The organism is Dendronalium sp. ChiSLP03b (genome assembly GCF_034531165.2).
Lineage (GTDB): Bacteria > Cyanobacteriota > Cyanobacteriia > Cyanobacteriales > Nostocaceae > Dendronalium > Dendronalium minutum.
Genome location: NZ_JAVRBR020000042.1, coordinates 82,117 through 96,709, shown reverse-complemented (window position 1 = coordinate 96,709; position 14,593 = coordinate 82,117). Strand labels below are relative to the sequence as shown.

The window sequence follows — 14,593 nt, the reverse complement described above, 5'->3', positions numbered from 1 at the left end:
AGCCAAATTCGAGTTTAGGCACTTAGCTGACTGCGGAATTTTCTAGTGCTAATTACTAAAAGAACAGTTGAAAATAAAAATAGTGCGATCGCATTTGGCCAGACTACATCAATACCAACACCCTTTATGAGCAAGTTACGTACAATTGTGATGTAATGGCGTAGTGGATTTAGCAAAGATAGGTACTGAAATAGTGATGGCATACTCTCAACAGGCGTAATCGCACCAGAGAGTAGCCCCAACGGTACATTAATAGAAAAAGCTATAAGTTGCGTCTGCTGCTGATTTTGTAGCATCGTCCCGATGAGGATGCCCATAGAAATTACGATTAAAATGTAAATACTTGAGAGTAGTAGACAAATAAGAATATTACTTCGCAAGGGAAGCCCAAAGATAAAGCGGGCTAAACAGAGAACCAAAATAACATCACCCAACAACAAAATAGATAAAGGTGAAAGTTTCGCCAATAAGATTTCCCAATTTTCCGCAGGGGTCATCAACAACTGTTCCAGCGTACCAGACTCTTTCTCTCGTACAACCGTAGCTGAGGCAACTATTGAACCCACTAGGGTCATAATTACCCCCATGATCCCAGATACGAAAAACCAACTACTAATCAGTCCGGGATTGTACAAAAATGTGATTTGCGGTTGAGCTTGTGCAGATACCCGATTGGGATTTATTCGCTGGCTGTAATTATTAATCATCTGAGTGATGTAACTTCTGACAATCCCAGCAGTGTTTGCATTGACTGCATCAACTAAAACTTGTACCTGTGCAGTGCGCTCTTGATGCAAACGGCGGTTAAACTCAGGTGGGATAACCAAACCGACAGAGATTTCTCCTGTTTGCAACTGCTGACTCAGGGTTTGCTCGTTATCACTATAGTTAGCGATAAAAACATCATTTGCCGTCAAGGTAGAGATCAGTTCGCGACTATTAGAGGTTTGAGCATAATCAACCAGCCCCATTTTCAGATTGTGTACGTCAGGGCTAATAGCAAAACCATAGCTCAGTAGTTGTATCGTGGGTAAAACAATTAATAAAAACAGCAACCGCTTGTCTCTAAATATCTGATGCATTTCCTTCAGCATCAGTACCCAAAAGCGGCTCTCAAACAAAGAATAAATGAATTTCATATCTAAAGATTACGAGTTGAAGAACGGTAAGCAACTACTCTGGTAGCTGCATTTTACGTAAACCTCGCCAGGAGCCGATAAAGAATAATACACCCAGCAGTGCCAACGCCAAGGGAGCAAACCAAACCCCAGACCATCCCGTTCCTCTCAGAAAAGCATCACGGGTAACATCAATGTAATAGCGGACTGGGACAAGATGAGAAATCAACGAGAGTGGGAAAGGAATATTACTGAGTGGATAGATGAATCCAGATAGTAATAAGCCTGTTAAATACCCAATGCTTAAGACTTTTTGCGTAGCTTCAGCTTGTGTAGTCGAACGCACACCAAAATACAAGCCGAACATGACGCTAGACATTAAAAAAATTAAAGTAGCAATAAATAAGGGTGTCGGATTGCCCACCAAGCGCAGTCCAAAGATGAGTGAGCCTAGAAGCATAATGAATAGAGTTTGACCTATAGCAATTAGTACGTAGGCCAGACCCTTGCCTAACAAAAGTTCAGCAGCACTGATGCTGGCAGCGTAAGCTTGAATGATTGTGCCTTGCTCCTTTTCACGGGTCATGGCCAGTGCTGCTAACAGTGATGGATAAACCCACAAAATTAGGGCATAAGCGCCTGGTACAAGATAAAGAGATTCTTTTCTTCCTGGATTAAACCAAAGACGCACGCGAGCGGCAACTAATTGGTTGCTTGGTTGTAAGCCAACGCTTTGCAAAAAGAAATCTGTTGTAGCCCGGATAGTATTTTCAATTACCCTCGCATTATTCACATCTGTCCCATCGACCAAAACTTGGAACGTGCTAGTCTTGCCAGATTCAATGCGACGGGTAAAATCTGGTGGAATTACCATCACGGCTTTGGCTATGCCACGGTCTATTGCATAGTCGGGTGTGGCGATCGCATTAGGATTAGAAAAGCTGTCGTCCCATGGAACAGCTTGGAATTGATTAGTAGCAAACAACCTTTCAATATAGGTACGGCTGAGTGGACTTCTATCCAGGTCTTGAATCGCTAGGGGAATCGCTTTAATTTCCAGTCGCATGGCAAAGCCATAGATCAGCAAGTATACCAGGGGTAAAAGAAAAGCTAGTGCTACAGTCAAGCGATCGCGTTTAAATTGTGCTAACTCTTTGGTGCATTGTGTCCAAATTTTTTTCATCCTGCACCTTCTTGAGCGCGTTGTACGATACCGATAAAAGCATCTTCCAAAGAAAAGGGAATAACCCGCAGACTGTGGATATTCAAATCAGCAGCTTGCAAAACTGACTGAATCTGCGGAACTTCTCCATCGGGGCGATCGAGAACTACATGCAAGCGATCGCCAAAAATTGATACCCGCCATGCAGCTAAGTGATTTTTCAGTAAATTTGCGGCAATTTGAGTATTATCAATAACTATTTCTAGCAACTGACCGGGTTGAGCAGCTTTAATCTCACTCGGCGAACCCTGAGCCACTACCTCACCTGCTACCATAAATCCCATACGGTTGCATTGTTCTGCTTCCTCTAAGTAATGTGTAGTCACAAGCACCGCCGTACCCGAACGGGCAAACTCATTAATCAACCGCCAAAACTGACGACGCGCTAAGGGGTCTACTCCCGAAGTCGGTTCGTCTAAAAACAAGATTTCTGGCTCATGCATCACCGAAGCACCAAATGCTACCCGTTGCTTCCAGCCTCCCGGCAGTTGACCTGTTAGCAGGTTTTCCTTGCCGACTAAACCACAGGTAGCAAGTACCCAGTCAATCTTGCGGCGGCGTAACCGAGTTGGCACGCTGTAAACGCCGCAATAAAACTCCAGATTCTGGATAATTGTCAAATCATCGTAGAGAGTGAATTTTTGGCTCATGTAGCCAATTCTTTGTCGCACAGCGCTGCTACGCAAGTTCCGCGTTTGTCCTGCTAAAGAAATTTTCCCGGATGTCGGTGCGAGCAAACCACACAGCATTTTTATTGTCGTTGTCTTGCCTGCACCATTTGCTCCGAGCAAACCGTAAATTTCACCATAGCGAATTTCTAAATCTATATTCTTAACCGCCTGAAAGTTGCCAAAAACCTTTCGCAGTTTGTCTGCACCAATAGCGATAGATTGGGTAATAGAGATTGGGTACTGGAGATTGAGAATTTTCTTATCTCCCTTGTCTCCCTTGTCCCCAGTCCCCTTGCGGGGAAAAGGAATAAATTCCGGTTCGTTGCCCGAGGCACGCAGGCGATTGACAAACACATTTTCTAAAGTTGCAGCACCAATTTGAATGCTATTTAATTCCAGGTGCTGCCGATCGCATATTTCCTCGATGGCGGCTATTGCCACTGCTGGATCTTTCACCAACACATCCAGCCGATCTCCGAAAGTTTGGACATCAACTATTGATGTTTGTTTGCGGTTTGTCGCCACTTGCAATGCTGACTCAGTAACTTCTAGCTGATTTGTTCGCAGTTCTAGACGTTGTAAACCCAAACTGGCACGTAACTCAGCCAGTGTGCCGATTTGTTGGATCTGTCCTTCGTACATCAAAGCGATGCGATCGCAGCGTTCGGCTTCATCTAGGTAAGGTGTAGCTACAACTACTGTGACTCCTTGGGAAGCAACAGCAGCCAGGATATCCCAAAATTCTCGTCGGGATACAGGGTCAACTCCTGTAGTCGGTTCATCCAAAAGTAAAATTTCTGGTTGGGAAATCAATGCACAACACAAAGCTAATTTCTGCTTCATGCCACCTGAGAGTCGTCCTGCCAAGCGATCGCTAAATTTCTCCAAATCCATTAACCGCAAGTATTGACTGCGACGTTGCCAAAACAGCTGTTCTGGCATTTCTCGTAAGCCAGCACTGTAACGCAGATTTTCATCAATGCTCAAATCTGGATACAGCGAAAATTGCTGTGTTAAATAGCCAATGGCTAGTCGCGCATCTCGCGGTGCTTTTCCTAATATCTGAATTGTGCCAGCAGATGCTTCCATGACTCCACCCAATATATGGAATGTCGTCGTTTTTCCTGCACCATCAGGGCCAATTAAGCCAAATATTTCACCTCGACGCACAGCAAAATCAATTCCCTTAACGGCAACTAATTTGCCATAACGTTTGCATAAACCTTCTACTTGAATAACTTCTGTACTGTTGTGACTATGAGTGAGTAAATTATTTCCACCAGTTGCTGAGGCGATGGTATTCATAATAGTTAATTGTTTGAACAATTCTGGATTATTCAATCCAAAATTCGGTTATTTTTGCGCTGTTGATAAAATATCAATTTCAGCATCTGCGGGCATTCCTGGTTTAGCCAAACCAGCAGGTTTATCAATACTGATTTTGACACCAAACACTTGTTTAACCCGGTCTTGCTGAAAATAAATATTTTCTGGAGTAAAGGAGGCTTGAGTATCTACCGCTGCGATTTTGGCCTCTAAGGATTGTTTGGGTGCTGAATCCAAAAATACTTTAGCCCGCTGACCAATACTGACTTTGCCAATTTCGCCTTGCGGAATAAAAGCACGCAGATAAATGGTATTGGGGTCAATCACCGTCAATAAAGTTTTACCTGTGGTGACTACTGCCCCTGGTTCTACACTACGACTAATCGCAATGCCATCAATTGGACTGATGACATTCAAGTCGGCAATTTTGGTTTTAATTTCTTGTTGGGCAGCTTTATTATTGACGACATCTGCTTGGGCTGCTGCTAATTTCAAACGCGCTTGTGCCAGTTGTGTGCGTAATCCTGCTAGCTGTGTGTTACGGATTGAGGGATTTAAACCTGTGCTTTGGGCTTGTGTTAATTGACCTTGGGCAGAGTTGACTAATTTACGAAACGAATCTACTGCCGCTTGCTGTGATTTTACAGTGGCGATCGCAGTTTCCCAACTCGTTTGAGCTTGGTCGAATTGTTGTTTGGGGACAGCACCTTCAGCTACTAAAGTGGCAAAGCGATCGCGATTTAGCTGTGCAAGTTTCAACTCGGATTTGGCTTGTTCTAATTGGGCGATCGCTTGATTTAATTGTGCTTGAGTTGAAGCTAACGACGACTCTGCTTGAAAAATTCTGCCTCTAGCATCTCCTAGTGCTTGCTGCACAGATAGCTGAGTTTCCAAAATCTGACTTTCCATCAGATTAATTTGCAACCGTGCTTGCTGTTCTTGCTGCTGGCTAGCATCTACACGGGCGGCTGCACCCAACAGTTGTGCTTGAATCTCTGCGTCATCTAGTTTGACAAGTACCTCCCCTTTGCGAACTGCATCTCCTTCTCTTACCGCTACTGACTCAATTCTTCCCGCTACTTTTGCTCCTATATCAGTTTCATAACCTTCGATGCGGCCACTGATCCGTAATTGTTCTGCTGAAGGATTTGCTAAGAATTTCCAAATTAATAAACCTACACCAGCTACTAACAAGCTGAGCAGCATAAATATTAAAGGATAAAGATTACGCTTTTGTTGAGGAACTTCAGATAAAGGTACATTTTCTGGAGAATCCACAAGCGGCGGGGAAGTCACTGGTAGGGACAAATCTGCTTCTTTGTGATTCGCTGATTGATTAATCATTTATTAGCGCCTGCACTTATTTCAATATCAGCATCCACATGTTTTACTACTTAATTACTAATCGTGTATCTCTATTTTGTGGGTATTTAGTCAATAAATTTGGATCGGGTATAATTAATTGTTGTATTTCTTGAGGAATTGATTTGAGTTTACCAGTTTTGACATCAATACAAACAAGTCTAATTTGGGCTGAAAAAATTGTTTCTGGCAAGGAAAATAATCTTTCTTGAGTCGCTTCTATTTCAACATCAGTTGGTAAATATGTAACTATAGATTGATAAAACTTAATACTAGTTTTCCCGACACCAACAACTCGACCAAGTATAAATAATTCTCTATCAATCAAAGCAGGTTTTAAATAGTTAGCATGAATTTCTGAGACAACAAAAGTGCAATCCAAAGATAGAAGTTTTTCCCAGCTATAACCACATTCTTTGATGCTATGATAACGAGCGCGTTCTAGGTATTTCAGAAAAGTTGGATGATGCACAACTCCATTAACATCTAAATCTTCTAGTTGTACGTGCAACGGAAAGATAAATGTTTGCTGAAACTTCATATAATCACGAATTTTGATTCGATATGTTTTGTGAATGGTTTACCTATCAGCGGTCGGCTTTTAGGTAAACCACTATTATCAAAATCGACAGGTTGCGATCGCCCCGCAGTAAATTAGGCTTTACTTAAGCAGCTTGCGGTTGGTTTTGCAAAAAACGACCTGCTAACAAATCATCCAAGAAAGCAGTCCAAGTATTTAACCAAACATAGATATGATGTTTAACTACATCATAGCGATCGCTGGTCACGGCTTGAGAGAATAAAATCCAAGCATCTTCAGAATGACCATCTTCAATTGAGACACCGGTTTCATCTTCGACGTGAATGCTGTGATAGCCTTTAGTCACATCAATATCGGTCGATTGAGCTACACCAGTTGCCCAAATACCGGCATAATCGTGGAATACAGTTTCCGACACTGCTAACAGCGTAGTCATGAGTAAATGATCGCCGTAACAGCTTTCAAAGGTAGCGCGACAAGCTAAGGACGATGCCATTGGTACATATTGATTAATTTTTTTGGGGTCAACATGCAATTTTGCCAAAGTATCACAGAACTGAGCATAATGCGCTCCATTCGGATTACCTTCATAAGAGCCATCAGAGCCAAAACCGGGTTTAAATCCTAATTCTTCTAGCAAATTAAACTGTAGTAAAAACCGAGCTGAAGGTTTAGCCGCAGGTCCCAAACGAGACTCCAACTGAGAAGCTGTAAACATAGCTTGGATAACTGCATCTGTAAATACTTGAGCAAAAGCATGGAAAAACTCCAGATGCACAACCCGCATTTGTTCAAAACTCAATTGACCTCCATTTAAAGCCTGCATAATTGGATGGCTCATAATTCGGTGGCTGTTAATTTCCTCAATCAAAGCGCGAGAAAATTGCCAGTTTTGTTGCCACTCGGATTCAGGTACAGTGTTAATAATCGCTTGACGACCAAGTTCGCGGGCACTTAATTGACGATCCATAATAAACTCCTGTTGAAATTAAGAACGATGTTTGATGAAGAGGTTTTGCAGTAGAAAAGAAATCTCAAATCTAAAGGTGGACTTCTAGCTTCATCTGTTGCTAAAGTTGAGGATTTCATAAATAAATGATGTAAATTATGAGATTGCCATTGCTTTGGCTACTCCCTGCTCTTGTCCTCGGTAAATCCGTTGAATGCGTTGACGATTTTCGACGATCGCTTGGTCGAGTCGTCCCAAACACATACCGTCTAACTCCACGCGTTTATCTGCAAGCGCCTCTAGAACATGCTTTTCCCGATTGCCTTCGTGGTTCATGATTGCTGTCAAAATTGGCTTTTGCAGTAGATTAAATAAAAATATTCCCCAACGTGGAGCAGTAATGTAGTATAGTGATATCCATTTAGTTTCTCGTTCGTTCACGGGAGTGAAGAAGTAAACTGAGCGTAATTGTTCTTTACGGCGTTGACCAGTTTGCTCGTTTTCCCAATACAGTTGCGAGGTTTTGTGGACAGGGGAGAAGCGAATTTCAATTTGATCGAAGAAGCGATCGCTACCATTAACGCTAAAAAGTTTTTCTAGAATTCCTGGTAAAGGTTTTTGTGGCATTTTTTCTGCTAGACGCGTTACCTCTGGGTCACTAAAATCAAATTTCACTTCTACTTCAGATACTTGAGAAAGTGCGTGACCAAAAAAGGTATGACCTAATGCAGCATGTTCTATCTCGCTATTAGTATCAACTAAAAGTTCTAAAGGCACATGTACGTGATGCTCTAAAGCGCAAACCAGGTGGTAGTCTGGAAAGTCAATATTGGGAAATTGTGCTTGACTTCCTGTCGCTTGCACCCAAATTAAACCGTACTTTTCTACGACATCAAAACTTTTGGCACAGGGTCTAAGATTGGGAGTGCTGCAACTATGTCCGGTACCATCAATTTCGTAATTCCAACCGTGATAAGGACATACCAGCTTATTTCCCTCAACCCATCCATTACTCAATCGCATTCTGCGATGCGGACAAGAATCTTCAATAGCTCCTATCTCTCCATTTTTTGTCCGAAACAGTGCAATTTCTTGCCCACAAAGTTGGATACCTACTGGTTTTTGTTTGAGAAATTTACTGAGTAACACTGGATGCCAATGATGCAGTTCATTCATGAAAATATAACCTTGATTAACTAGTATTAGTCGAAATGAGAGTGGCTACAATCAATACTTTTTCTCTTGAAGATGGCTACAGATGATGACACGGAGATTCATGTTTAACATGGTTTTGGAGAATTGGGATGAAATATTAAGAACTAATTATTCGTAGCCTTTACTTCATAAATAATTAGCAATATTTCGTCACAGGTTGCTGTTAGACTGCATCAACTAGCCAACTTAATAACAAACGAAGCTGGCTTTTTAGAACTGGGGTTTAGCAGTTGTTGAATCATCAACACAAAGTTATCTAATAATGTTTCAGCTTGAGCCTGAATAAAATACATTTCCTGATAATCAAGCTCTATTTGTAAACTGTTTTCACGTTCCCAAATATTCAGCATTAGTGGAAATTCAACATAATTAATTGGTAAAGTTAGCACATCTGCAATTTGAGCGTCCACATCCGAGAAAACTAATTGTGGTTCTAGATTAAAGCTTACTTGTATGGGCTGATATCCTGGTTGATGGAATTTTTCTGTGATAGCTTCTAGCCATTGAATATAACCGAAATTTTGCTGAGCAATAGCTTTTACAAAATTATTTTTTACATTTTGAGTTAGGACTTCCAATTTATCTGACCAAGGTTGCTCGCCACAAATAAGAGGCAATAAATTTACACAGCAACCCACTAAAGATGTACCTTGTTTAAACTGGCGATTAGCTACAGGAACTGCCACGCTAAATCGTTCTTTTTTGTAGGTTTGATGTAGGTAAGATTGAAACAAAGCAAATAAAAGAATAAAGGTCGTACATTTATTACTTTTTGCTAGCTGTTTTAGCTTAGGTTTAATTGATGGCATTGTCACTACACGACGCAGCCTCTTCCCAGCAAAATTGTCGACCTCATGGTTCGCTACAGTCAACAAATTATCAGGAGGATGCTGGATGTATTGGTCTATCCAATATTGCAGCGATCGCTCTGAAAGTCGCTCGGATTCATTAGTAACATAATCTTGATAACTTGGTGGCAAAGCTAAGTTAGGAGTTTGGTTTTTTTCATAGGCTTGATAAAGCGCGAATAGTTCTTCAAACAACACTGCAAATGACCAACCATCACTAACGCTATGATGGGCAACTAAAGATAAATAGGATTGCGAGCGATCGCCTTTGATTAAAATTAACTTCACTAACGTGCTATTAGCTAAATCGAACTCTTGACGCGCTTGTTCTGCTAACAAATCATCTAAACTCGGATTTGGCAGATTTGACAGATTAATCTCGATAAAAGAGTTGGCTGTTGCTCCTGCTGATTTCTGTTTTTCCTGATTAATATCTATAACATTGGTCAAACATTCATGACGAGCTAATAGTTCTTGCCAAGCTTTTTGTAAAAGCTTACTATCAAAGTTTCGCTCAAACTGAATGCAACAGCCAATATTACCAGCTTGTTTTCCTCCCGGCGCTAATTTAGCCAAACGTACAAATCGTTTTTGGGGATCGCTCAGTGGATACCAATCAACGGCTTTACTATTTCGTTCCCGCTCGCTTTTTGGCGCTTGATTCCCACTTGGGGGCAAAAAACCCCCCTGACGCAGTTCTTGGACGCTATCTTTGATTGCCTGGATTAAATACTCAATGTCTGCATCAGTATGTGCCGTAGATAGAAAACAGTTGCGTCCTTCCCAAATATAAACACCTTTTTCTAGCAGATGATAAAACAGCAAATCTAGATTATTCTTGAAGGAAAAACGAAATAGAGAGCCGCAATGCACAATCCGAATAGGTACATCTTCTCGTTCAAAGTAAGCGTTGAGTGTTGCAGCTAACTGCGATGTTCGTTGATTTAATTGCTCGTGCAGAACAGAACCTTGCATCTTCAGTTGCTCAAGTACTGCTTTTGCAGCAGCCATCGCCAGAGGATGCTTGCAAAACGTACCAGCAAAAAATGTTGTTCCTACTTGAGGATAAGACGCGTCCCCATAGTTCCATACCCCGCCATCCATACTATCCATGTACATTGATTTGCCAGCTACCACACCTATGGGCATTCCACCGCCGACGATTTTGCCATAAGTTGCAATATCTGCATTAATCCCAAACCATGCCTGCGCTCCACCGGAATGAAGGCGAAAGCCCGTAATCATTTCGTCAAAAATCAGTGCGATACCTGATTCCTGGGTTAACTTTCTCAGTTGTTGAAGAAATTCTTTAGGCTGTAAATCGGGTCGGCGGCTTTGCACGGGTTCAACTAAAACTGCTGCAAGTTCCTGAGCATGGGCTTGTAAAACTTCTAATGATTCTGGTTTGCCATAATCTAGAACTAAAACATCTGCAACCATACCCTGCATGATACCTGGAGCAATGGGTACTGCGTTGGGGCGTTCTGCTTGGGTAATTCCCAAAGTTCCGTCAAAGTGACCGTGATAAGAACCTGCAAATACAACAATCTTCTGACGACCAGTGACTGTCCGCGCTAGACGCAGTGCTGTCATCACAGCTTCGGTTCCGGAATTACAAAAAGTCACTCGCTCCATACGAGTCAGTTCAGAAATTAACTGAGCAACTTCTCCAGCTAGACTGGTTTGCGGCCCTAATTGTATACCTTGTTCAAGCTGAGTTTTTAGAGCTTCAATCGCAAAAGCAGGCTGATGACCGAAGATATTTACACCAAATCCCATTGTGATGTCTATATATTCGTTGCCATCTATATCCCAGATTCTCGAACCTTGGGAACGTTCTCCGACAATTGGGTAGAGCATTTCCTTGGTAGATAAACGAAAGCCTGCGGAAGCTCTGTTATCGGACAAAGTTGGTCGATAAGTTTGTGCTAAGTGTTTGGATTGGGGAGTCCGCTTGGTATAGCGAACAATCAGTGATTCTAGGTGCTGCTTTTGTTGTGGACTCAGTCCTCTAGCGCGGAGTTCGGCAACTCCCCAAGGAGGTAGCGCTGAAGCTGGTTTAGGCGGTGTTTGAGTCGGCTCAGGTTTACGTTCAGTAGTTTTTGGCTGAGGAACAGAAATTGTGACTGTGGAATGAGCAGATGAATTGGTTGGAGATAGTTCATTACCACGCAAGACCTGCAATTGCTGAGACATCACTTGCAGTTGCTGCATCATTATTGCTTCTAGGACTGTCTCAGGTGTTCTGCTTTCTACTTGCTTGTGGGGTACGATCGCGATCGCTTCTGTTTGTGGCGATCCTTCAGCTGTGACTGTCGGTGGAGTCACTAAATTTTTGTCTATGTATTGAGCTAATACTCTAATAGTTGTTAATTCTTCAAATAATTGGTTAATTGCAATCTTGATTCCATAATTGTTTTCAATTGTGCGTACCGCATCAATCAGAACTATGGAATCGGCACCCATTTCTAGAAAAGGAGCATCAACATCTACTTCCTGCTGCTCTAATTGTAATAATTTTGCTACTACAGAATGCAATTCGGCAAGGATTGTTTGTTGTTGTGTATTAGAGGATGTATTTAGATGAGCCTCAGATGTATTGCCATTTAATTGTGTATTGTTCATAGATAAATCTTTTGCTTCAATCCAATAACGTTTGCGCTGGAATTGATAAGTAGGGAGAGCTAATCGATGGCGTGAGTAATCGCTATCAAATCCTATCCAATTAATATCTGCCCCTCGTAGATACAGGGTAGATAAACTTTCTAGTAGTATTTGCCAATCATCTTTGCCTGGGGCTAGAGAAGATAACCAAATGGCTTTTCTGTCTCCCTGACAAAGCTTGCCTAGATTAGACAAAATGGGTTTCGGGCCGATTTCGATAAATAGCTCATAGCCTTGCTCAAACAAAGTATGCAGCCCTGCCATAAATTTCACGGCTTCGCGTGTATGCCGTCGCCAATAGTTAGCGTCGGGGATATATCCTGATGGCATCATTTCACCCGTCAGGTTAGAAATTAGAGGCAAACGCGGCGCTTGAAATTTAATTTGGCTGGCTTTTTGTTCAAATACATCCAGAATCGGTTCCAATAAGGGAGAGTGGAAGGCATGAGAAACTTTTAATTGTCTAGTCTCAATATTTTCTGTGGTTAGGGAATCAACGATCGCAGCTATTGGCGATCGCTCGCCCGAAATAACAATATTATTAGGAGCGTTAATTGTGGCAATGGAGACTTCTTGAGCGTAGGGTTGAATAACTGCTGTCACCTTATTTATATCAGCAAATACAGCTACCATTGCCCCATCTTGAGGTAATGACTGCATTAAAGAGGCTCGCTCGGCAATCAGCTTTAAACCATCTTCTAGGCTAAAAACTCCAGCTATACAAGCAGCAACATATTCCCCAACACTATGACCGATAACAGCAGTGGGTTCTATACCCCAAGATTTCCAAAGCTCTGCTAGGGCATACTCTATAGCAAATAAAGCTGGTTGAGTGTAAGCTGTCTGGTCTAGTAAGGAAGTTTTTCCAGGTTCGGGGTAAAGTACTTTGAGTAATGACTCTTGCAAGTATGGGCGCAAAATTTCGTCACAGCGGTCTAAAATGCGTCGAAAAGTAGGTTGAGTTTCGTAGAGTTGACGACCCATACCTAGATACTGAGAGCCTTGACTGGTGAATAAAAAGGCTATCTTGGGACGCTTTTTGGTGTTGGCTTTGGTAGGAACAAAAGCGCTGAGAGCTTCTTGCAACTGTACATGCGATCGGGCGATCGCAGCTAGACGATACTCAAAATGCGATCGCCCCGCATTAGCAGTAAAACAGATATCTGCCAGGGATACTTGCGGATGCAAGGCTAAAAAGTCTATGTAACTTTGGGCTATTTCCTCCAAAGCCTGTTCATTTTTAGCTGATAGAGTCAGAAGATGTGAAGAGCGATCGATATCGTTAGCGATCGCAGTAGGTATAGCAGCTTCTTCGAGAATCACATGACAATTAGTCCCGCCAAACCCAAAGCCACTAACCCCAGCCAAACGTGGCTTCTCCCCAGCTGACCAAGACTGGGGCTGTGTCGGGATATTAAAACTTGTGCCTTGCAGAGAAATATATGGATTTAACTCTTTGAGATGTAAATGCGGTGGAATTTCTCCATGTTGTAATGAGAGTACTACCTTGATTAGTCCAGCAATCCCAGCCGCAGCTTCCAAATGACCAATATTGGTTTTTACCGAACCAATCCAACAGTGCTGCTCTGAATTGCGTCCCTGCATCAGTACAGCTTTCAAAGATTTAACTTCTATCGGATCTCCCAAAGAAGTACCAGTACCATGAGCTTCAACATAGCTAATCTGGTCTGGTTGTACCTGTGCGTTTTCTAGAGCTTGCCGAATAACCGCTTGTTGAGCAGGGCCATTCGGTGCAGTAATGCCATTACTCAAACCATCTTGGTTAACTGCTGAACCGCGAATGATTGCCAGAATATTATCTTTATCTTGCAGCGCATCTGATAAGCGCTTCAGAACAACTATGCCGCAACCTTCCCCCCGCACATACCCATCAGCAGTGGCGTCAAAGGTTTTACAACGACCATCAGCAGCCATCATGCCTGCTTGAGAAAAAATGATAGTTGGTTCTGGGGACAGAATGAGGTTCACACCTCCAACTAAACAGAGATTTGACTCTCGATTTTGCAAACTTTGACAGGCAAAGTGTACAGCAACCAGTGAAGAGGAGCAAGCTGTATCTATGACTATACTCGGACCGCGCAAGTCTAGCATATAGGATAAGCGGTTGGCAGCTATGCCAGGAGAAGTACCAGTACCATAGTAAGCATCTATGCTGGAAAAATCTCTATACAGAAGTCTGTGGTAGTCAGCATTACAGACACCCATGAACACACCAGTATGACTGCCAGCAAGCTTTTTTGGGACTATTCCAGCATTTTCCAAGGCTTCCCAAGCCACTTCCAACACGAGCCTTTGCTGAGGATCTATTCGTTCCACCTCGCGGGGAGAAATGCCAAAGAAACTCGGATCGAATCGATCCACATGCTCTAGAAAACCACCCCAACGAGTATTCATCTTTCCTGGTTGAGATAACTCTGGGTCGTAAAAACTATCAATATTCCAACGGTCTGATGGTACTTCAGTAATAGCATCTATCCCGTTATGCAATAGTTGCCAAAAAGCTTCTGGATTACTAGCACCAGGAAAACGACAGCCAATACCAATAATAGCTATAGATTCCGCTTTTGAATTCTGCATTTTCTGTACATTAGTGTGTTTATTCATTTCCTGGTTAATGAATGACCGAGATGATTAATTCAATACAGGTTTGGCAATA

8 protein-coding genes are annotated in these 14,593 nt (G+C 42.3%); all 8 read right to left on the bottom strand.

Translation table 11 applies throughout. The annotated features are described in order from the left end of the window. Positions 1 to 14 precede the first annotated feature (14 nt). Positions 15 to 1,139 (bottom strand): ABC transporter permease, encoded by a 1,125-nt coding sequence (locus tag RMY31_RS10325; RefSeq protein ID WP_322658835.1) that lies wholly within the window; start codon positions 1,137 to 1,139, stop codon positions 15 to 17. A gap of 34 nt (positions 1,140 to 1,173) precedes the next feature. Beyond that, positions 1,174 to 2,301 (bottom strand): ABC transporter permease, encoded by a 1,128-nt coding sequence (locus tag RMY31_RS10320; RefSeq protein WP_322658834.1) that lies wholly within the window; start codon positions 2,299 to 2,301, stop codon positions 1,174 to 1,176. Then, entirely contained in the window at positions 2,298 to 4,316 is a 2,019-nt protein-coding gene (locus RMY31_RS10315) for an ATP-binding cassette domain-containing protein (RefSeq protein ID WP_322658833.1), read from the bottom strand. The genes RMY31_RS10320 and RMY31_RS10315 overlap by 4 nt, the downstream gene beginning before the upstream one ends. Before the next feature lie 48 nt (positions 4,317 to 4,364). Continuing rightward, positions 4,365 to 5,681, bottom strand: coding sequence for an HlyD family secretion protein (locus tag RMY31_RS10310; RefSeq protein WP_322658832.1), 1,317 nt, complete (start codon positions 5,679 to 5,681; stop codon positions 4,365 to 4,367). 46 nt (positions 5,682 to 5,727) lie between these two features. Next, positions 5,728 to 6,240 (bottom strand): thioesterase family protein, encoded by a 513-nt coding sequence (locus RMY31_RS10305; RefSeq protein ID WP_322658831.1) that lies wholly within the window; start codon positions 6,238 to 6,240, stop codon positions 5,728 to 5,730. Between the two features lie 124 nt (positions 6,241 to 6,364). After that, on the bottom strand, positions 6,365 to 7,210 hold the full coding sequence (locus RMY31_RS10300) for a hypothetical protein (protein ID WP_322658830.1): 846 nt from the start codon (positions 7,208 to 7,210) through the stop codon (positions 6,365 to 6,367). A 135-nt stretch (positions 7,211 to 7,345) separates the two neighbouring features. Further along, positions 7,346 to 8,365: a Rieske 2Fe-2S domain-containing protein gene (locus RMY31_RS10295; protein WP_322658829.1), complete on the bottom strand. Its 1,020-nt coding sequence runs from the start codon at positions 8,363 to 8,365 to the stop codon at positions 7,346 to 7,348. Positions 8,366 to 8,577: 212 nt separating this feature from the next. Then, positions 8,578 to 14,514 (bottom strand): aminotransferase class III-fold pyridoxal phosphate-dependent enzyme, encoded by a 5,937-nt coding sequence (locus RMY31_RS10290; protein ID WP_322658828.1) that lies wholly within the window; start codon positions 14,512 to 14,514, stop codon positions 8,578 to 8,580. Between the last annotated feature and the right edge of the window lie 79 nt (positions 14,515 to 14,593).

Bases quoted from the DNA above. Each gene is read 5' to 3' on its own strand.
- RMY31_RS10295 (WP_322658829.1), bottom strand. From the start codon at position 8,365: ATGAATGAACTGCATCATTGGCATCCAGTGTTACTCAGTAAATTTCTC.
- RMY31_RS10305 (WP_322658831.1), bottom strand. From the start codon at position 6,240: ATGAAGTTTCAGCAAACATTTATCTTTCCGTTGCACGTACAACTAGAA.
- RMY31_RS10325 (WP_322658835.1), bottom strand. From the start codon at position 1,139: ATGAAATTCATTTATTCTTTGTTTGAGAGCCGCTTTTGGGTACTGATG.
- RMY31_RS10310 (WP_322658832.1), bottom strand. From the start codon at position 5,681: ATGATTAATCAATCAGCGAATCACAAAGAAGCAGATTTGTCCCTACCA.
- RMY31_RS10320 (WP_322658834.1), bottom strand. From the start codon at position 2,301: ATGAAAAAAATTTGGACACAATGCACCAAAGAGTTAGCACAATTTAAA.
- RMY31_RS10315 (WP_322658833.1), bottom strand. From the start codon at position 4,316: ATGAATACCATCGCCTCAGCAACTGGTGGAAATAATTTACTCACTCAT.
- RMY31_RS10300 (WP_322658830.1), bottom strand. From the start codon at position 7,210: ATGGATCGTCAATTAAGTGCCCGCGAACTTGGTCGTCAAGCGATTATT.
- RMY31_RS10290 (WP_322658828.1), bottom strand. From the start codon at position 14,514: ATGCAGAATTCAAAAGCGGAATCTATAGCTATTATTGGTATTGGCTGT.